This is a genomic window from Phyllobacterium sp. K27, assembly GCF_054796155.1.
Window position 1 is genome coordinate 172,106 of the sequence record NZ_JBTWND010000002.1, and the last position, 17,737, is coordinate 189,842.

The window sequence follows — 17,737 nt, forward strand, 5'->3', positions numbered from 1 at the left end:
GGGGCTACAGTCTCGACTCCGAAACAGGCTGACGTGTCCGAATTCTGGCAGCAAGTTTCAGTTGAAGGTACCCGCAGCAGGATTCAGTTTTCTCGAGCCCAACGTATCAGCGTTTGGCAGTGGTGCTGGGCACCCGTGCAGATAGCTGATAGAGATCCATCAAACCCCTACCAGTTTAGAATTCTCCACGCAGATTAAGGATAAAGCGAGGGATTTTATGAACGGCATCGCGGGTGGAAGAGGTTTTAGGCTGTTATGAGCTTTGTCGACATGCCACTCGCGACGTCCGCGATAACCTGCAAGTGATCGTCGGTACCGCGGCTACCGTCCCCATCGACGCCAACGACTTGTCGGGCATCTCGTTCACCAACTTCTTCCATCTGCCGAAGGTCGATGGCCAGTGGACTGTGGTCAGCTTCTTCAATAGTTCGATAATTGACATTGACCGACAGCGCCACATCTCATGCAGTTCGGGACCTGTACCAGCTATTTCGTATCGCAGCGGATATCGCCGCTCAAGTTGGTTTATTTGATAAGCATCGGTAGGAGTACCGAGGTAAAACATTCACTACCATAAGCAACTTTCTTGCGGTTAGTTGTTCGCAAATATTGCAAGAAGTACGGGTCAAGAGAAAGTTATGGAAATTTAAATCGAATAAATCGGGAAGAAGTAAGAACCGATAATAATATTGATAGATGCATCAATAAATCTCGCGTGACAGTTTTTTACTTCCCATACATCAGCGTCGTCGCGCAAGCCCGCTACACTCACGATAGCAGCGAGAACGTCTCCCTAGTTCCATCCGGCAATGCTAGCCTCCATAAGCAGCGCAACGACTGCCGGGCTGAACGACGTCTTTACAGTCGGTGCCCCGTTCGGGATCTTCGAATGTCGAACCGGTAGCGGGATAACCGTACCAAGTCGCCTCCCCAGGTCCATTTAGTAGGTATTGAGGTTCTGTTTAACTTAGAATCTAAATAATTCGGATTACCTGATGTTATTGCGCTAGTATTAATGACTAGAGCTTCTTTAGCGATATACAACTGGCGGGGCCCGTTGCTTATGCGTAGGTTGAGTACTGTACTACTTCTCGCCGCGATTGTTTCGGTCACGTTGCCCATGGCGGCCCATTCAGAGCCACTGGAGTGCAGGCAACTGAGAGCGCAAGTGTCTGGAAAAACAGGCGGTTCCAATACAAGGGAAATTCAACAGCAAACACAACAATTGACGCTCCTCCGGAACAAGGCAAAAAGTCAAGGCTGCGGCGGCCTGTTTCCCAAGGGCGACATCAGCCAGTGCAATCGCATCAAACGCGATATCGGCATTGCGACCGACAAACTATCGGTTCTTCGGCGCGGTGAGGGCGTCTCATCGACAAGTTTACGCCGCCCGGTACTCGCTGCCCTGGAGGCAAAGGGCTGCAACGGACGGTCGGGTGGAGAGCGTCAAGCAGAGCGACCGCGGTCGCTTCTGGATGTTCTGTTTGGCAAGCATGAAGCTCCACCGGTCGCAACAAGGAAAGCGCCAGTTCGCGCTGTACACAATACGGCTAATGCAGGCCCGGAAAGAATCAATACGACCAACGAAGGAACGGACCCTTCCTTAAATGCTCTCGTAAAAAAAGGCTATCGAACCGTGTGCGTGCGCATGTGTGATGGGTATTACTTCCCTATCTCATTTTCGAGCAAATCGAGCCAGTTCGGCAGGGACCAGAAGGTCTGCAGCGCCATGTGTCCGGGAGCGGAAGCCAAGCTTTATTTTCACAAAGTGCCGGATGAAGAATCGGATGCAATGATCTCCGTGGCAGACAATAAGCCCTATGCGGAACTCTCCCACGCCTTCAATTATCGCAACCTGGGGGCGAATGCCGTTCCGGGATGCAGCTGCGATCAGGCCTTGACCTACCGGCCCAATGCTATTGACCAGTGGATTGATGCAAAAGAAGAGGGTGATACAGTTGAAGAGACGGCTTTGTCGGATCAGGTTGCTATGGGTTCCGCCGCACCGTCACTGGTCATCACCAAAGATTTCCGGGCAGTCCGAATGGTTGGACCGGCGTTTCTGCCCGAGGGTGACGTGATTGATTTTGAGAAGCCGCGTTCCAATCTGGAGCCGCCGCCCCATTCTGGTATCATCACACCCGAAAACTTTGTTAATGTGATCGTCACGGACATACGGAAGCGGTTGCAATGAAAGGACGGAAATGCTCGTGCGACCAGAAGATGGCCTCACCCGTACACTGTCCCTTGCCGAAGCTTGCGGCGAGCTGGGCTTGAACCAGCAACAACTCGCGCAGCGACTAGGTCTATGTACAGCGACCTTGAAGTATTTGGATCGACCCAATCCGCCAGCCTATCTTCGACTTGCACTGGCGGCTCTTGTCACAGATATTGATCCGGAGCTCGTTTTCGGAACTCGCGGGTAAACAAACGAAAGTCGATCCTCGTTGACAGGTCATAACCATGTGTCTGAGCGCATGGCTTGACATGGCTTTGGTACCACTTCACGCGCAGGCCGATATTGCTTTTGATGATCTGTCGATTGCCGCCGTCCACGGCGAAAACACCCCTCTGTCCCTTGCGTCCATCGTTGGGAACTACCTCACAACAGCCCGCTAAAACTAATTAGCGATGTAGAAATTGCCTAGATTGAAGCCGATTGCCCCGTTCCGTCCGCGATTGCTCATCTCAAGCTTACGAATGCGGCGCAGCGCAAGCCTGCATACTAAAGCGTCCATTGTCTACGCAATATCCAGAATATCTAACTGCAGTTTCTTCGCCACCGTATCCGACGCGCTTTTGCTGGGTTGTAGGGACGAGCTTCGGATCCGTGCCGACAATAATCTCATCAGCGCAAGCAATCTGCATTACAACTTTCGACTCAGCAAGATGCGTAATTTACAGGATGAGCAAATCTCTAAGAATTAGCCCAACTAGGCACCAAGCTGTCAGCTCGAAAGGATTACAATTAACCAAATTACAGGGAGTGGTGGGAAACTGAGCCTGATCCTACAGGGGTGTTGCGGACGTTCGTACTTTCGATTCGTGAGGTGGACCCGACACAATTCTGTTGCAAGAACAACGTCGGGCCCGTGCTGATGGCCCCCCGATCAGCATAAAATAACACCTGCAGCCGGTGCCGCACCACAACCGGGTTGCCGCTGATCTCGCGCGCGCCCATACGCACTAAAAAGGTATAAATTGGCTACTGGCACTGTTAAATGGTTCAACTCAACCAAAGGTTTCGGCTTCATTCAGCCCGATGATGGCGGGGCAGACGTTTTCGTTCATATCTCGGCCGTCGAGCGGGCAGGATTGCGCGGCCTCGATGACGGTCAGAAAATCAACTATGAAATGGTCCGGGACAAGAAATCGGGCAAAATGTCGGCCGATCAATTGAGTGCCGGCTAACGATTATTTTCGTTCGCATGGCCGACGGTGAGAGTCCTCGAAGAGGAAGAGGGCGGGAGTTGATACCCCGCTTTTTCTCAGCAAGAAAAGAGCTCAGGAAGCGCCTGAATATCTATCAGGCGGCCGCTGATCCACTAACACTATTAGCTCAGCCGAATACGCGGATGAACCGCCCTGCGGCTGCCCCTCTGTTGCCAGTAATAGCGCCTCCGCGTTGTTGAAGTCGTGCGCTCCAGTGAAGCAAGCTGAAACTCTGCTCCAGAATTTTCATACGTGCAGGCAATGCCGCGGCTCGTTTGAATTCCTAGAACTTCCTATCTTTTTGACTGATCTCCGTTTAAGTTGCCACTGGATGATTGCGTTCCCAGAATACATTGAACCGTGGTCGATCCTCCCGTTCGCCACAGGATAAAGTGATGTCTTTGATATTTCCTTCAGACAAGATGGTTGGCCAGGAATCCATTCGGCTTGCCGCTGTCAGCCGATATCACATTCTCGATACACCGCCGGACGGGGCTTTTGACAGGATAACGGCGATCGCAGCGCGAGCATTTTCCGTGCCAATCGCTATTATCAGTCTTGTCGACCACGATCGCATCTGGTTCAAGTCTCATCATGGTTTGGATGTGCAGCAGATCGACAGGGAACCTGGTCTGTGTGCGTCGGCAATTATTCACGAAGGTCCTTATATCCTGACTGATGCCGCAACGGATCCTCGATCGCTTTCCAATTCACTTGTAGCGGGAGAGTTCGGGCTGCGTTTCTATACCGCAGTGCCACTACGCACCCACGACGGCTATAATCTCGGAACGCTTTGTGTCATCGATCGTGAACCACGCGAGGTAAGCAAGCAGCAAATCGAACTTTTGCAGGACCTTGCGGCGGTAGTGATGGACGAGATGGAACTTCGTCTTTCGGCCCGCCAAACCGTGGCCGCGCTTGAGCAGGCAATCACGGAAAAGGAGCTAATGGCCAAAGAAGTCGAGCATCGCGTGATGAACAGTCTGCAGCTTGTGTCTTCAATGCTAAAAATGCAGGCAAGGAGTGTTCCAAATGAGGTCGCAGACGAATTCAAAAAGGCAGCTAACCGCTTGTCTGCCATTGGCCGGGTACATCAACAGCACCTATACATCGATCGTTTATCAGACCGAACCGATTGCACGCAATACCTACGCAATCTTTGCGCCGATCTTTCGCAGATATTGAGCGATGGGCAAATTCTTGTTGAAGGTGAGGTCGCCTTATTGCCTCTGCCGCAAATTGCGCCCGTAGGATTGATTGCAACTGAGTTTGTTACCAACGCTGCTAAGCATGGTGCTTCCGCGATAACGGTCTCACTGAGGCCACACAACGCGAGCTGGCGTTTGGATGTCGCTGATAACGGAGACGGGCTACCGGAAGAATTCGATACAACGAAAAATGCCGGGCTTGGGATGAAAGTGATCGCATCATTAATAGCAAGTCTTAAGGGCGAACTTGCATTCAGAAACAACCTGAACGGCGTAGGTGCAACGTTCACTGTGATATTCCCGTCGGGGTAATCTGCGCGCAACTGATTGAAGGCTTCAATGTTGCTTCCTCTAACCTGGGATTGGAGCCCTTCACTCTGAGCCGAAAAGGGCCACGGCGGTTGCGTTGCCAGCACGCATTTTAGTCTTTGGTTTCGGGCACTGCATTACATCATTCCAGCTCAACCATATGACAGTGAAGTTGTAAACGGTTGTATTTGTTCAATATGCAATCTGCTTTTTGAGACCATCCGACAACAGCACGCAAAAATCTGGGTGTAGCACGAGCTCAGTGTCGCTGCGGTCTAAGAAATCGTCAGCGGCATCATTAATCGTTCAGGGTTCTGCTTTTGCATCCGAATGACTTCGAATTTGGGTAGGGTACGTCAACCTATGAAGATGTTCTTAATTGTGCCTTCCCAACTTCCGTTCTTCCTAGCTCAGCAAAGTTTCGTTTGGTCGACCAGCCTACTCAACTGGCTACCTATGGCGAATTAGAAAGCTTCGCGTCAAGCTCACAGCCTCATCGAGATTTGTTTCCAGCAGCCAATGGCCCCCGTCCAACAAATTCAATTCCGCATCAGGCAAGTCTCGCAGATATGCTCTTGCTGAGGCTTCAGGCATATAGCCATCTTGTGGCCCCCAAATTATCAGCGTTGGCGGCCGATATTCTCGAAGATAACTTTGATATCGAGGAAACCACTCTAGATTGTCCTTCAATCCAGCGATGATACGGGCTGATATTTCTTTGCGTCGATCGGTCATGAGGGACCAGTGCAGCGCCCAAAGATCGGGAGGGATGGCGGCGGCCAGATCAGGGCGAACATCGTTGAGGAATTCGCGCTTGAATTCTTCCTTGGAAATCCCCTGCCTGATTGTTAGAAAGCTTTTCTCAGGAGTTTTTTCCCAGATTGCCTTCAACGATGCATATTTAGGACCTAGAACATCTTCGTAGATATCACCATTTTGAATGATTAACGACGCGATTAAATCGGGACGTCGTATGGCGAGCCGCAAACCGATCTGCGATCCGAAGTCATGGAGATACAACGTGAATTTTCTAAGCCCCATTTGCGCCGAGAAGCGCTCCAAGAAATCAGTGTAGCCGTCAAACGTGTACTCGAATTCCTCTGGCGTATCACTGTAACCGCAGCCTGGAAAATCCGGCGCAATCAGTCGCCAACTGTCGGCCAGGGACGGGATGTAGTTGCGAAACTCATAAGACGAACATGGATAGCCATGGGGTAGCAGGATGACCGGCGCGTCTTTTGGCCCAGCCTCACGATAGAAAATCTTCATGCCGTCCAGGTTCAGTTCTTTGTGGTTCACAAGCCCGTTTGCCATGGCTTCTTCCCTTCTTCATTGAGAACATCAAAGGCTTAATGGGGAAGGTTCGCGATGGGTTCCGGGCACTACTGACAGAATGGGCCGTGAAAAAGTTCTGAGCACTGCAAGCCTGGATTCAGTAGAAAGCCGTCAGCTGCCAACTCGTTTGAACTATCCGCGCGAGCACTAATGCGCTGTTCTTCAAACCAAATCACTACAAGGTGAATACGTCAGTCCAAAGGATGCGAAGTGAACTAAGGATCATTCCAAGTCCTGCCCTCTTAAAAGTTTTTGGACCCGTTGTACCCGTTCATCGAGAACTGCGATCCGTTGTGCGCCGATGGGCCGTATCGCGAAATAGGAGACCTCGATCTTCGGTTCGATGGGTACGGCCGCGTCGTATCGACTCCGGCTGATCGAAGGCTGGTCTGATCCACTATACCCACACCCGTGCCCGCGGCCGCGAACTAGCAGCAATTCAGCGTTGATGTCTCCATCGTGCTGACCGTTTGATGTTCCTCGCCCGAGAAGGCACGATCGAGCGCCAGCCTGTTGCGGCCCAGCCATTGGGCGATGAACCGGTACTGGCGCCACCGCGACCAGAGGGTGGAGCCCAGTTGGAGCAACTGAAATAGTTCAATGCGCTACTCTGGAGCCGCAAGACGGTTCAGTTCACTGTTTCAACGGGTCTGTTTGACGAGAGATCGTGTCGTCGGGTGAGGCTGCTCGCGCTGGTTATCAACTCTGCGACAGTGTCCAACGCGTTTCTGATTCTGGATCTTCCGACATGTATGCCGATTTCCTTTGCTGCCGATACAAAAGCTGCTCTGGCTTTATGTTTGTAAGCCGAAATGGGCCCCGAGAACGCCGTTTTGCAGTACGGTCAGAGGATCGCTCAACTCACGCGTTTTCCCTCCGGTTGCAGGGGGATGGGAGCAGCGACTGAGCCGTAGTTGTCGTGAAGACGCCACCATGTGTAGGGATCGCCCTGAGGACGCCCATGTGGCACCGCCTGCCAAGTCTCCTGCCGACCTAACAGCGTTATGTCGAGAAATGACCAGACGGGACCTATTTCCTCAATGCCGCGTCCGTTCAAAAAGTAGGTGCGGAAAATACGTTCACCGCGCCGAATGAACACGTTGATGCCGAATAATTCTTCAACACCGAAATCCCGAGAGAACCGCTTATTGGGCAGCGAATAGAAAGGGATGTGGTTCCATCCCATGCGTTCGCGCAAGCTCGCGATCTTGTCGACAGGAGCGGCAGTGACGAAGGCGAGGGTCGTGTCGCGTGCTGCAAGATGGGCAGGATGGGAGACGCTGTCAGCAAACAGCGAGCAACCGCTGCACGCCCCATCCGGCCAATTCTCAACATCGGGCCCATAGAAAAAACGATAGACGACAAGCTGCCGCCGTCCTTCAAACAGCCCCAGCAGATCCCTATCACCATCGGTGCCTATGAATTTGTAATTGCGATCAACTTCGGTCACCGGCAGGAGTTTGCGCTTGGCAGCCAAACGATCCTTGGCTTTCATCAGGGCCTTTTCCTCCGCGAGCAGCTTCCCGCGGGCAGCGTTCCATTCCTCTTCCGAAACCACATCGAAGTCACCAATGGGTTCGCGCATGGATGGAGCAGGGACTCCGGGACCTTCTTGTCGAGCCATATTTTCCTCCGCTGAACGAGTTGCCTGTTTGCATGCAACGGCTATGCAACACGAGGGTTGCAAGGAAATAATTTGTCTGCGGTTTGAACCTTCTACTGCCTGAGCACGACTGTCTGCTTTCCACCCCATCACCGACATCGCAGTAAACTAAGGGGGACCGGCGATTTCGGGCATGGAGGAACCGACTGTACCCGCGCTCGCCTAAGCGCCTGCTCCGGTCATGGCCAGCTGCAGTTTCGCCCGCGCCGCCGCAAGAGTCTGCGGATCTGCCAGTTCAGGACGACCCGATCCGTAAGGGGGCTGCGGTGCATACTCCATAAGTAGTTCAATCTCTCGGGCAACATCGTCTCCGGCCCAACGTCCCGCCAGTGCGATACCGAAGTCAATTCCCGCCGTCACGCCGCCACCAGTGAGCCGATTGCGGTCAATGCAAACCCGTTCGCCGCTAGGCTCCGCGCCAAATTGGCTTAGAGTTTCTCGCGCTCCCCAATGGCTTGCCGCGCGGTAGCCTCGCAATAGTCCAGCGGCGCCTAGTAGCAGCGAACCAGTGCAAACACTGCACACCCAGCGCGCTCGCGCCCCGCGATCAGCCAAGAAAGCGATTGCGGCAGAATTCCCCATAAGATCCATCGTGGGTTTCGCGCCGCCGCCAACAAAAAGGACGTCTGGTTCCGTCCAAGCCTCCTCAAAACCATGCGTGGCCTGTACGCCAAGGCCGCAGTCCGTAAGCACCATACCGGGGCGATGCCAAACATATTGCACTTCGTAGTCTGGCAACAGGCTCCACGCTTGAATTGGACCTACTAAATCCAACAGAGTCATGCCCGGATAGACAATGGCTAGAACTTTCATAGCGCTCTCCTCGTATTCCTAGTGCTTAATTGGGAAAGGTTAACGACACAGATGGGGTCCATTCGAACAGGTCAGCTTTCCACCCAATCCTGCTGTCCGCATTCGACTTATAGGACATGCCATTGACTTCACCCAGCCGCGCAGCGGTGAACCCTAGTCACTTCAAGGGCAGACACCATTCTTTCTTGAGTTTGCAAAGCTTCTCTAGCATTGGTTGATATTCCTTCGTTATCATTTCGGTCTCCGCTTTGCCTCGAGCATGGATCATGTAGCCGTGAGGGCCTGGGGTGTGAAGTTGAGGATACGGCGTCTCGCGCCAACGCCCATGCTGCATGAGATGTTGCCCTTCTTCTGGCGTCACAGTTGCCGCGCCAACGTCTTCGGCAGAAACATTTGAGGCGTAAGTCATCACGTGCGGAAAGTTGATGGTCTCGACCTCTCCGCTATTGTCCGGATCTCCGTACGTCCTCTGAATTGGTGCCAGCATGTATGAAATCCCCGGCCGCACAGGTGCCTTGTAATAATTGGTGTTAAATCTTTCCTGGATGAGCCTCTTGAGTTCCTGAGGTGGCTTTCCCTTGGCTTGCATCTCCGCGGCGTCGAAAAAGACTTTCATATTGGCCTCGGCACCGGCTTGATCGAACGAGACCGGGTAGAGAATATCGTCTCGATACCTGCTGAATGGCCACTTACCCCTGAAGGTGTCGTCGCCAGTTCGTGCAACCAGAGTGTGGAATCCATTCGTACCCTTACGCGCGACCTCAAAGCCTTTATCGGGCGTTAGAACGTACACTGTAGCTTCATCTCTAAGGTGCGGCGGGAGCGCGCTGAGCGCCAGTTGAACTTCCAAATCTCGCGGCAGAGAATCGACCCTGTGCGTGTTGCCGGCGGACTGTTTGTTCTGCGCGCTCGCTGCGACCGAGAAAAACAATCCCATCGTTAGGATAATCGCTTGAGTAATTCTCATCGTGAGCCTCCTGATTAAATGGCTTCTGAGCGAGGCAACCGTGAAACGAATGGCGGTAATCCAGCGCCCGCGAGCAGATAGAGCTGTGCGAGCCCGCTGAGGGCTAGACAGGTTGCTGCCAAGATCATCGGAATGGCCCGCCCGCAAGCGAGACCATTGAGAGGTGCCTTCGCGACGAAACGAATGGTTGGAAATGCGGCCCAGAAAGTTGGTCTGGGCGACGGCATTGGGAACCGCAAGTTCATCCGCGACTGCGTTTTGCACCGTTTACTCCTCTAGCCCCAGTGCCTGGAGACCCGCCTGACCCATGGCGCAGCGTGAAAGACACTCATCAGCGCATACATCAGGGTCATGCCGCTCAGCGGCGAACCATGCCCGGCCGAGCACACGATGTCGGCCATGCTGCCGTGCTCAGTCGCCGTTAGAAGCGTCATGATCACGAAGACGGGCGCTGCCGCTAAACTTAGCCAGTCGGCGGCGCCCTTAGGGGCAGCGTCACCGCTTTCATTACAAAGCGCGCCGGAATCGCATCCGCCGATATTGATCTTGCTCATGCCTTCCTCCTGCAGTTGCGCGTCGAAACAGTGCCGGCACGTCTCCACCCCGGCATTCGACACCTTGATCCTTATTAGGCGCGATCAGCTTCCGTCTCCCCGGTGTCATGCCAGACCCACCAATCGTATGGCGGTGTCTGGCGATAGCCCTTGGGAGAGTCCTCCCACTCCTCCTGTCGCCCGAGGGCGGTCATATCGAGGTAGTTCCAGGTGTTCCCCATCTGCTCGTCACCACGGCCACCGTTGGTTGAGTAGGTTAGGAATACGCGGTTGCCGTCGCGAATGAACGCCAGCGTGGCGTGCCATTCGGCCACACCGAAGTCGGCGTCGAAATCGTCCGTCAGCGTATACCAAGGGATGTGCGTCCAGCCCATCTGCGCCTTCAGACGTTTGACGTCCGGTTGCGGTGCGCGCGAAACGAAAGCGAGGCTCGTGCCGCGGGCGTTCAGATGGGCGGGATGTGCAACTTGATCGGCCACCATCGAGCAACCGATACAGGCACGCTCCGGCCAGCGGGATACGCCGGGCTCAAAAAAAGCGCGATAGACGATCAATTGCCGCCGGCCCTGGAACAGGTCGAGCAGGCTCAAATTGCCGTTGGGACCGACGAACGCATAAGCCTTATCCACTGCCAACCACGGCATCCGCCGGCGCTCCGCGGCCAGCGCGTCGCGGGCTTTGTTGTGCGCCTTCTCTTTCACGAGCAGCTGCTCGGACGCAGCCTTCCACACCTCAGCCGACACAATCGGCGGCGTTTGCATTCCGAGCAGCTCGCTCATTTGGTTGCTATCAGATGATATGGTCATGCTTCTTGGGCCTCCGAAGTTGGATGTATTTCAAGTGCGGTTCCAGGTTGCCTTTTCGTTGCTGCTACGGGTACAGGAACACTTGCCGCGCATACTCAAATCGTCGGAACTCCCAGCGTTCAGGCGAGGCCATTGTGAGATGGGACGACCATCGGCGCGCACGCGGTACTTGCCTTCTCCCCACCCTTGGGGCCAGTCCGCGGGCGAGTCTTCCCACGGCTCCTGCCGCCCGTAGACGGTCAGGTCGAGCAGCCGGTAGTTGTTGTCCATCGCCTCGACGCCGCGCATCGTCGTCCAGTACGTCTCGAAGACGTCGGATCCTCGGCGTAGGTAGCAAACGAGGTACATGTTGCCTGCGGCGCGGCCGGCGAGAAGCGTATCGAGCGAATCCTGTGCCGAGTACCATGGCATCTTCCAGCCCATGAAATCGCGATAGCGGGCGCTTTCGTCGTATGGACCTTGGCAGAACGTGGCGTAGGTGACGCTACGAGAATGAAGATGGGACAGCTCGCGGACCTGCGTCGTAAAGAAAGTGCAGCCCTCGCACTGCTTCGGAGCCGGGCGGCCATCGTACCACATGAAGTAATAGGCGATGAGCAGCCTACGTCCCTCGAACGCGCTCAGCAGCGTCACAGCCCCGTGCTCGCCGACAAGCGGCGTGGCGCAATTTACCTGGACCATAGGCAGGCGACGGCGGGCAGCCGCGATGGCATCGCTTTCCTGTGTGTGGGCCTTCTCCCGGACCCGGAGCGTACCAAGCTCTGCGTGAAACTCAGCGCGATCGACAGTCCGCGGGAATTCAGGTTGATCGGCTAGGCTCTTGCTCATCAAGCTCTCCGTAACGCCGAGGTCGTTCCGATGCTAATGCTGCTGCCGATGTTCCTGTCAGCGGCTAGGGAAGGGGTGAAAGGGCACTTTGCTTTTCGTCCGCTCTGCGCCGGGCTCACGAGGTCGCACCGTCTCAGTCTAGACTAGGCAGCAATCGGTATGGCGTAAATGCCAAAATGGTGCGATTATCTGCCAATGCTGATTGCGGTCGCCATACTGGTTTATCCGGGATTCGAGCTATTGGACGCCAGCGGACCTGCGTCTGTGTTTGGCACGGCAAATTTTGTGCTTGTGCAGAGGCAAAAAGATCCTGCTTACGAGATTTCGGTAGTGTCGTCGACAGGAGGCGCGGTTCGCAGCAGCAGCGGCGTCAGTGTGGATACGAAACCGCTGTCAAAGGCTCCTCCGCGAAAGCTGCACACCTTCCTTGTTGCGGGGGCAGAGGAAGAGCCATTGCGACAAGTCCTCAAAGACCCTATCGTCCGCGAACGAGCACCTCGCTGGGCCGAGAAATCGAACAGATACGGTTCCATTTGCGCAGGCACATTCGTGCTTGCCGATCTTCAGTTGATTGACGGTCGCCGCGTCGCATCGCATTGGAGTGCATGTCAACCACTGGCTGAAGCCTATCCAAAGGTCGAGGTCGACGAGAACGCGATCTTCGTTGAGGACGGCAACGTATGGACCTCTGCTGGCGTATCGACAGGAATCGACATGGCACTTGCCATGGTTGCCAGTGACACATGTAAAGCTATCGCCAATGACGTGGCGAAGCGGCTCGTCCTTTATGTCCGCCGACCGGGCAACCAGTCACAATTTAGTCCACTGCTGCGAGCCCAGCGAACCGCAGAGCATCCTTTCGGCGACATGATGGACTGGGTGCATCTGAATCTGGAACAGAAGCTGGACGTACCCACCCTGGCGGCGCGGACGGGTCTCAGCGAACGTAGCTTCTTCAGAAAATTCACCGAGGTGATGGGCGAGACGCCGGCGCGCCTGATCGAATCCATTCGGCTGGACGCTGCACGCTTGCTGCTTTCGCAGGGTCTGGCGATCAAGTTGACCGCGTTGCGCGTCGGACTTCCCAGTTCCAGGTTTGCAAAGGCCTTCGAGCGCCGCTTCGGCGTGTCCCCGGGGCTGTATCGAGAAACGCACGTGCAATCGGCGATCCGGGCGAAGACGGCGGGTCAGGGATCAAGCCCTATTTAGTAACCGCGCGCAGAGGACAAACCAGTGATCGAAGACGTGGAAAGTGATCAGCATGGCGCGCTCCGCTCGCCGTACGGTCCCGGTTCCGCGCTGAGGCGGCCGTCGTCGAACAAGCGGTTTCGCAAGATGACGCAGTTCGGTAGCGCGCAAGGCTCATAACTGAGGTCGACTTTTCGTGGAACCGCACCAATCGATCAGCCGAATGGCACACTGGAAGTGCTCTCCCAGGAGTTCTCAGTTCAGGAGGCAATGCGAGATAGGTGCCTTGATCTGGTTTCCTCAAGACATGTATCTAGACTTCAGTTTACGGACGACGAAGCCACTTCCACCTCCCGGTTGACCACTCTCAATGCAATTTCCTGCGGGTCACGCATCCCTTGGGCAAATAGGGAAAGTACCATCCGAGATGTTCTGGCTGTATGTTCATGGGTTTGAGGGTCACGTCCAAGCATGGTCGAAGCGATCATATGCGCGGTTTGCATACAATCCCATTCCTCTGCCGAATATTGTTGTTCATCACGTCTATTGAAGGGCAAATCCAAACTCCATCCTGGAAAAGGCGAGAGCGCGAATGGGTCGCGTCGAAGCTTCTCAAGCGTTCACCAGAATGGTGTGAAAGCACCTGCTGCGATTAGAGTCAACGGAGTATGAGTAGGTTGTAGCCTTCGCCGCATCTTGTTCCCGCCCAAGAGCCTCTCAATCTGGCCGTGCAAGATTTCTCGGTATGAACCGTCCGTCGATAACGATCAGCCCAAAGATCAGCATTGCCATTCCGACGATTTGGTAACTGGTCAGTATCTCAACGAGAAACACAGTGCCCAAAAGAGTTGCGCTGAATGGTACAAGAAATCCAACCAGCTAAATATTAGTGGCTCCGGCCGAGGCCAGCAGCCGACAGAAAATAAGGCTGGCCAAAGCTGTGGAAAGAACGCCTAGTCCGATGAGTTCCCAAAGCGATGATGTGGAAGGGAAGGACATAGTCCAAGGTCTGTCGATCAAAAGCATTGCAGGCAAGACAATGACCGATGAGGCAGTGACTTGCCCTGTGGCAGCCCCTAAAGGCGTGACACCGCTCTTCGCAAATCGGCGACCAAACACACTCGCGAATGCAGATGATGATGCCGCTAGTAGCACAGCAAATTGCGAGAAGACACTGTTGCCAAGGTAGGTCAATGCTGAGGCCCGATGATCACCCCTACACCGGCAAATCCAATGATCGTGCCAGTCAGCCTTATCAGCGAGAGCCGCTCGTTATCCGTGAGAAAGTGAGCAAGGACAACGACGATTACCGGAGAGCTGGCTGCGAGAATGGCGGCGAGGGAGCTTTTGATTTGAGTTTGCGACCACGCTGTCAAACTGACTGGGACGACACTGTTTAGTAGTGCCATCAGGAAAAGAGATCCCCACGTGCGATATCCCCGAGGTATCGGTTGTCGGCTAATAAGCAGTGCGCACCAAAGGACGACCGTAGCCGTCAGAACACGGCTGAAGACAATTGTTATCGTCGGTACATCCCGGAGTGCAATTTGAGTGAAAAAGAATGAACCGCCCTATAGTCCTGACAGGAAGAGCAACGTGGACCATTCAAGTGGCGTCATTGCTCTTGCAAATTTCTGGTGCATTAATGGATTTTCCTACTTACTCCGTGCATGCCAGACCTAACAGCGGTACCTGCGACAAAGCGTTCCCGAACAACCTTCTGGCCAATGAACTGCTTCTAGTCAGCTGGTTGACTTCCTATAATCTCAACGAGCAAGTTCTCCTCCGCGAACTGCCGTCGGATTTGCTGTAAGGCCGCCGCTTCTGAGTAGGCCGTCACAGTGAAAGTCGCTACTGCAGGATCGCTTCCGCCCAGCAGCGGATTTGACATCCTTAATGTCCATAATCTGAGTTGCTTCTCGCTAGCCATTCGCTTCCTCGCAAATGTAAGCGGATAATGGCGTGATAAAATATGGAGTCCAACAGGGTTGGCCTTACACCACTTTTCATTCCCATTCCTCCGCCGGCATTATCCGGTTCAGGTTCTGGGGTCGTTCCTTACTGGAACCTCTCAGCCGACTACGGCTCCCCCTGGTAGATGCAAAGCTAGATGACAAACAATACGGTTGCAAGCTATCGTTTAAGCAGGAAGTTGATAAACCTCAGCATGATCTGCGGCTTCACGCCTTCCTTTGAATGAGGCATGTCGGAGCTCGGCGTCACCGGTCCATGCTCTAAACTCATTTTCAGCCACAAGCACCGGTTTAGTGAACACAAGATACTTGCCTTCAATAGGCGCAGCTGCCTTCTTTCGCTCGAAAATTGCCCGACAGGCTGCAATTGGCGCCGATGTCTACAATCAGCACTTCGCACAATAACGGCTCAGCAGCGAATGGACAGGACGGGAGCTCGAACCTTAATAAAAATTGTGGGTGAAATGAGCCGGCAAAACCCAACCGTTGCGGCTGCATGATTTCTGCCTCCTGCATATCAGAACATATGGGATTTGAACTCGTGAGCCGATCTTACTCACTACGATCGGTAGCGAACGGCGATAGAGTTAGGCGTCATTCGGTGACGAGACAGTTCATCCTGCAACTGGGCTGGAGGATGCGGAAATCCCGATGTCAGGGCACGATATCTCTCCATCCATCAATCAACCGATTAGTTCCTGCCTCAAACATGAAATAGCATCCGCCTCCAATGATCGGTTGGCCGAATTTATTAGAGATTGGTTGGTCCATGAGATCACATAGTAGCAACGTTCCAACGCCTCCATGTGAAAATATCACGACATCCCCACCACCATTTCGTGAGGCTACACAATCGTTGACTGCCGATTTGATTCGGGTCTGTGCATCCTCGGCTGGCTCCCATCCCTGAAGGCTTTCCTCGGGCCTAGCAAAGAACTCGTCCACCATTTCCCAAAACTTCGGAGGGGCGACGTACCCTGTCGAAGAGCGGACATTCTCCCCCAAGCAGGAATTAATAGTGAAATCGACACCGTGAACCAGTTCGAAGGATTCTGCGCAGTCCAATGCCTTGCGTTCATCGCTGACGAAAACATCTGTCACAGTTGAAAGTTCAGGTCGGGTGCAAAAGCCTTCAATCCGCTTTCTCCCATCATCAGAAAGACTCCACTTTGGGACGGGCACATTTGGATCAATGTTTACTTCCGGGTGGGTAACAAAATAGACCTTAGTCATAAAAATACTCCCGTATGAGTCACTGGTGGCGACGGCATCCACCTAGCATATTCTTGGCGTCGTCCGCGACTGATAAGGGCTCGCTTCACCAAACAGGTGGATAGTACGGATAGGAGTCTTGGTAACGTGGATCAATTAACAACTGGCCGGATAATGGCGATCGTGAATGCAGCCTCGGCACGCCTAAAGGGTTCTTTTAAACCGACCAAGTACCACATACTCATGCAACTTGGATCATCACAAGTAGGGAACCGTGAAAGTCAATCTTGATGGGAGGCGATTTGGAAATGGCATTACTAGCGCACGGCTATCGTAGCCGCTGCTCCTGCCATCATTCCGGCACTGGTACGGTTAGCTATTATCATAGCCTTTCGGCTCTTGAATAAACGTCTCGTTTGGCCCGCTGCAACAGTCCATCCGACGTCGATCGAGACCACGACGACCAGCATTGTTAGAGTGAGTTCGAGCCAACCAAGCATTGACACGGCATTGAGGTCAACGATCGTTGGCAACAACGCAACATAAAACATCATAGTCTTTGGATTGCCCATCGTGACCGCGAATCCAGCCGCAAAAAGTTTGGTTTTGGAGACTTCCACAGGCACGATATCGTCAGCAAGAACGATGGGCGCCGTCCACATCTTCCACGCTAAAAAGAGGTAGACCACCCCGACCCACTTAATAATCAGGAAAGCCGGTTGAAAAGTTTGGGCCAGAACAGATAGACCGAATACCGCCAGCGCAAGCCAAATGGCCTCGCCGAACCACATCGCGGCAAGAAAGGGTAACACACCCCGATAGCCTTTGGCGAGAACTCTCGACACGAGCGCCGCGACACTTGGCCCGGGGGAGGCGGATGCAATGGCAAGCGCCGCAGCGAAAACAAGGATCGATGTCAGTTCCACTTCTAACCTCCCAATTCGAGTGTTGAGAATATCTGACGCGGTCACATTGGCAAGTCTGCCCTTGCAATCATCGGGCAGTGCCATTTTCGGGGACAGAGGATAATGAGGGAATGTCGATGTGGGAAGCAACAACTGCTTCTCTAACAGTGGGCGAAGTTTTTGTGAATGGGGAGCAGGGAACCGCGCCGTACCCTCCACCGTTGTCCGATCATGGAAAGTGAATTTTCAAAACCGGTGATCGTAAAATCCCGCTCCGGGCGTCCACGCGCAATCTCATCAGCGGCAGAAGCGCATCAATTCTTATTGTCTGAGTGGAAAGGGCGGCGTAAAGGTGCAACTTGCGCCCGGGCGAAGATCACATGTTCAGGCACAGTGGATGGAAGTTTTTCCACCCGAGAGGCGAGAAAGGCGTTTATTGACGCTGCAGTTGAGGCGGATATTCTTTTGGAATGAAAGCGTATCGCTGCGGCTTCATGGATTGAAGTAGGTGGATAGACTTAGCGAGAATGGCGGTTCCGCTGGC

19 protein-coding genes, 1 pseudogene and 1 riboswitch are annotated in these 17,737 nt (G+C 53.9%); of the genes and pseudogenes, 9 read left to right on the plus strand and 11 right to left on the minus strand.

Going from position 1 to position 17,737, the window contains the following annotated elements; genetic code table 11:
- Positions 1–305: 305 nt before the first annotated feature.
- From ACYJL1_RS17670 to ACYJL1_RS17695, 6 genes and pseudogenes are all read left to right on the plus strand, one after another.
- A pseudogene (locus ACYJL1_RS17670) lies at positions 306–416 on the plus strand (nuclear transport factor 2 family protein); the annotation flags it as partial.
- A gap of 752 nt (positions 417–1,168) precedes the next feature.
- Positions 1,169–2,194 carry a DUF2865 domain-containing protein gene (locus ACYJL1_RS17675; RefSeq protein ID WP_460898238.1) on the plus strand — a complete coding sequence of 342 codons (1,026 nt, stop codon included), beginning with the start codon at positions 1,169–1,171 and terminating at the stop codon, positions 2,192–2,194.
- 16 nt (positions 2,195–2,210) lie between these two features.
- The gene (locus ACYJL1_RS17680; RefSeq protein ID WP_460898239.1) at positions 2,211–2,426 is read left to right on the plus strand and encodes a hypothetical protein; all 216 of its coding nucleotides are present in this window, start codon (positions 2,211–2,213) and stop codon (positions 2,424–2,426) included.
- A gap of 61 nt (positions 2,427–2,487) precedes the next feature.
- Positions 2,488–2,619 (plus strand): hypothetical protein, encoded by a 132-nt coding sequence (locus ACYJL1_RS17685; protein WP_460898240.1) that lies wholly within the window; start codon positions 2,488–2,490, stop codon positions 2,617–2,619.
- Positions 2,620–3,201: 582 nt separating this feature from the next.
- On the plus strand, positions 3,202–3,411 hold the full coding sequence (locus ACYJL1_RS17690; protein WP_460898241.1) for a cold-shock protein: 210 nt from the start codon (positions 3,202–3,204) through the stop codon (positions 3,409–3,411).
- Between the two features lie 443 nt (positions 3,412–3,854).
- Positions 3,855–4,952, plus strand: coding sequence for a sensor histidine kinase (locus ACYJL1_RS17695; RefSeq protein WP_460898291.1), 1,098 nt, complete (start codon positions 3,855–3,857; stop codon positions 4,950–4,952).
- A gap of 447 nt (positions 4,953–5,399) precedes the next feature.
- On the opposite strand, the gene ACYJL1_RS17700 is transcribed toward ACYJL1_RS17695, so the two are convergent.
- On the minus strand, positions 5,400–6,263 hold the full coding sequence (locus ACYJL1_RS17700) for an alpha/beta fold hydrolase (RefSeq protein ID WP_460898242.1): 864 nt from the start codon (positions 6,261–6,263) through the stop codon (positions 5,400–5,402).
- A 494-nt stretch (positions 6,264–6,757) separates the two neighbouring features.
- On the opposite strand from ACYJL1_RS17700, the gene ACYJL1_RS17705 reads away from it, so the two are divergent.
- Positions 6,758–6,880, plus strand: a complete 123-nt coding sequence (locus tag ACYJL1_RS17705; protein ID WP_460898243.1) for a hypothetical protein — start codon at positions 6,758–6,760, stop codon at positions 6,878–6,880.
- Between the two features lie 260 nt (positions 6,881–7,140).
- Here the strand turns inward: ACYJL1_RS17705 and ACYJL1_RS17710 are convergent, their stop codons facing one another.
- The 6 genes from ACYJL1_RS17710 to ACYJL1_RS17735 all read right to left on the minus strand — a co-directional run bounded on the left by ACYJL1_RS17710 (position 7,141) and on the right by ACYJL1_RS17735 (position 11,915).
- Entirely contained in the window at positions 7,141–7,908 is a 768-nt protein-coding gene (locus tag ACYJL1_RS17710; protein WP_460898244.1) for a DUF899 family protein, read from the minus strand.
- A gap of 201 nt (positions 7,909–8,109) precedes the next feature.
- Entirely contained in the window at positions 8,110–8,760 is a 651-nt protein-coding gene (locus ACYJL1_RS17715) for a DJ-1/PfpI family protein (RefSeq protein WP_460898245.1), read from the minus strand.
- 157 nt (positions 8,761–8,917) lie between these two features.
- Positions 8,918–9,991, minus strand: a complete 1,074-nt coding sequence (locus ACYJL1_RS17720; RefSeq protein ID WP_460898246.1) for a hypothetical protein — start codon at positions 9,989–9,991, stop codon at positions 8,918–8,920.
- A gap of 11 nt (positions 9,992–10,002) precedes the next feature.
- Positions 10,003–10,281 (minus strand): hypothetical protein, encoded by a 279-nt coding sequence (locus ACYJL1_RS17725; RefSeq protein WP_460898247.1) that lies wholly within the window; start codon positions 10,279–10,281, stop codon positions 10,003–10,005.
- Between the two features lie 74 nt (positions 10,282–10,355).
- Positions 10,356–11,060: a DUF899 domain-containing protein gene (locus ACYJL1_RS17730; RefSeq protein ID WP_460898248.1), complete on the minus strand. Its 705-nt coding sequence runs from the start codon at positions 11,058–11,060 to the stop codon at positions 10,356–10,358.
- Between the two features lie 57 nt (positions 11,061–11,117).
- Complete coding sequence (locus tag ACYJL1_RS17735) at positions 11,118–11,915, minus strand: DUF899 family protein (protein ID WP_460898249.1); 798 nt, start codon at positions 11,913–11,915, stop codon at positions 11,118–11,120.
- Positions 11,916–12,083: 168 nt separating this feature from the next.
- Here ACYJL1_RS17735 and ACYJL1_RS17740 point away from each other — a divergent pair, with 168 nt between their 5' ends.
- The gene (locus tag ACYJL1_RS17740; protein ID WP_460898250.1) at positions 12,084–13,124 is read left to right on the plus strand and encodes a GlxA family transcriptional regulator; all 1,041 of its coding nucleotides are present in this window, start codon (positions 12,084–12,086) and stop codon (positions 13,122–13,124) included.
- Between the two features lie 1,169 nt (positions 13,125–14,293).
- On the opposite strand, the gene ACYJL1_RS17745 is transcribed toward ACYJL1_RS17740, so the two are convergent.
- The 4 genes from ACYJL1_RS17745 to ACYJL1_RS17760 form a co-directional block, all read right to left on the minus strand.
- Positions 14,294–14,650 carry an EamA family transporter gene (locus ACYJL1_RS17745; RefSeq protein WP_460898292.1) on the minus strand — a complete coding sequence of 119 codons (357 nt, stop codon included), beginning with the start codon at positions 14,648–14,650 and terminating at the stop codon, positions 14,294–14,296.
- A gap of 451 nt (positions 14,651–15,101) precedes the next feature.
- Positions 15,102–15,205, minus strand: a riboswitch (TPP riboswitch).
- Positions 15,206–15,243: 38 nt separating this feature from the next.
- Entirely contained in the window at positions 15,244–15,378 is a 135-nt protein-coding gene (locus tag ACYJL1_RS17750) for a hypothetical protein (RefSeq protein ID WP_460898251.1), read from the minus strand.
- A 352-nt stretch (positions 15,379–15,730) separates the two neighbouring features.
- Positions 15,731–16,309, minus strand: a complete 579-nt coding sequence (locus tag ACYJL1_RS17755) for a histidine phosphatase family protein (RefSeq protein ID WP_460898252.1) — start codon at positions 16,307–16,309, stop codon at positions 15,731–15,733.
- A 296-nt stretch (positions 16,310–16,605) separates the two neighbouring features.
- Positions 16,606–17,214, minus strand: a complete 609-nt coding sequence (locus tag ACYJL1_RS17760) for a LysE family translocator (RefSeq protein ID WP_460898253.1) — start codon at positions 17,212–17,214, stop codon at positions 16,606–16,608.
- 210 nt (positions 17,215–17,424) lie between these two features.
- Between ACYJL1_RS17760 and ACYJL1_RS17765 the strand changes: the two genes are divergently transcribed.
- Positions 17,425–17,667, plus strand: coding sequence for a DUF982 domain-containing protein (locus ACYJL1_RS17765; protein WP_460898254.1), 243 nt, complete (start codon positions 17,425–17,427; stop codon positions 17,665–17,667).
- Positions 17,668–17,737 lie beyond the last annotated feature (70 nt).

Bases quoted from the DNA above. Each gene is read 5' to 3' on its own strand.
- ACYJL1_RS17740 (WP_460898250.1), top strand. From the start codon at position 12,084: ATGCCAAAATGGTGCGATTATCTGCCAATGCTGATTGCGGTCGCCATA.
- ACYJL1_RS17730 (WP_460898248.1), bottom strand. From the start codon at position 11,060: ATGAGCGAGCTGCTCGGAATGCAAACGCCGCCGATTGTGTCGGCTGAG.
- ACYJL1_RS17700 (WP_460898242.1), bottom strand. From the start codon at position 6,263: ATGGCAAACGGGCTTGTGAACCACAAAGAACTGAACCTGGACGGCATG.
- ACYJL1_RS17685 (WP_460898240.1), top strand. From the start codon at position 2,488: ATGGCTTTGGTACCACTTCACGCGCAGGCCGATATTGCTTTTGATGAT.
- ACYJL1_RS17695 (WP_460898291.1), top strand. From the start codon at position 3,855: ATGGTTGGCCAGGAATCCATTCGGCTTGCCGCTGTCAGCCGATATCAC.
- ACYJL1_RS17705 (WP_460898243.1), top strand. From the start codon at position 6,758: ATGTTCCTCGCCCGAGAAGGCACGATCGAGCGCCAGCCTGTTGCGGCC.
- ACYJL1_RS17710 (WP_460898244.1), bottom strand. From the start codon at position 7,908: ATGGCTCGACAAGAAGGTCCCGGAGTCCCTGCTCCATCCATGCGCGAA.
- ACYJL1_RS17755 (WP_460898252.1), bottom strand. From the start codon at position 16,309: ATGACTAAGGTCTATTTTGTTACCCACCCGGAAGTAAACATTGATCCA.
- ACYJL1_RS17735 (WP_460898249.1), bottom strand. From the start codon at position 11,915: ATGAGCAAGAGCCTAGCCGATCAACCTGAATTCCCGCGGACTGTCGAT.
- ACYJL1_RS17715 (WP_460898245.1), bottom strand. From the start codon at position 8,760: ATGAAAGTTCTAGCCATTGTCTATCCGGGCATGACTCTGTTGGATTTA.
- ACYJL1_RS17725 (WP_460898247.1), bottom strand. From the start codon at position 10,281: ATGAGCAAGATCAATATCGGCGGATGCGATTCCGGCGCGCTTTGTAAT.
- ACYJL1_RS17765 (WP_460898254.1), top strand. From the start codon at position 17,425: ATGGAAAGTGAATTTTCAAAACCGGTGATCGTAAAATCCCGCTCCGGG.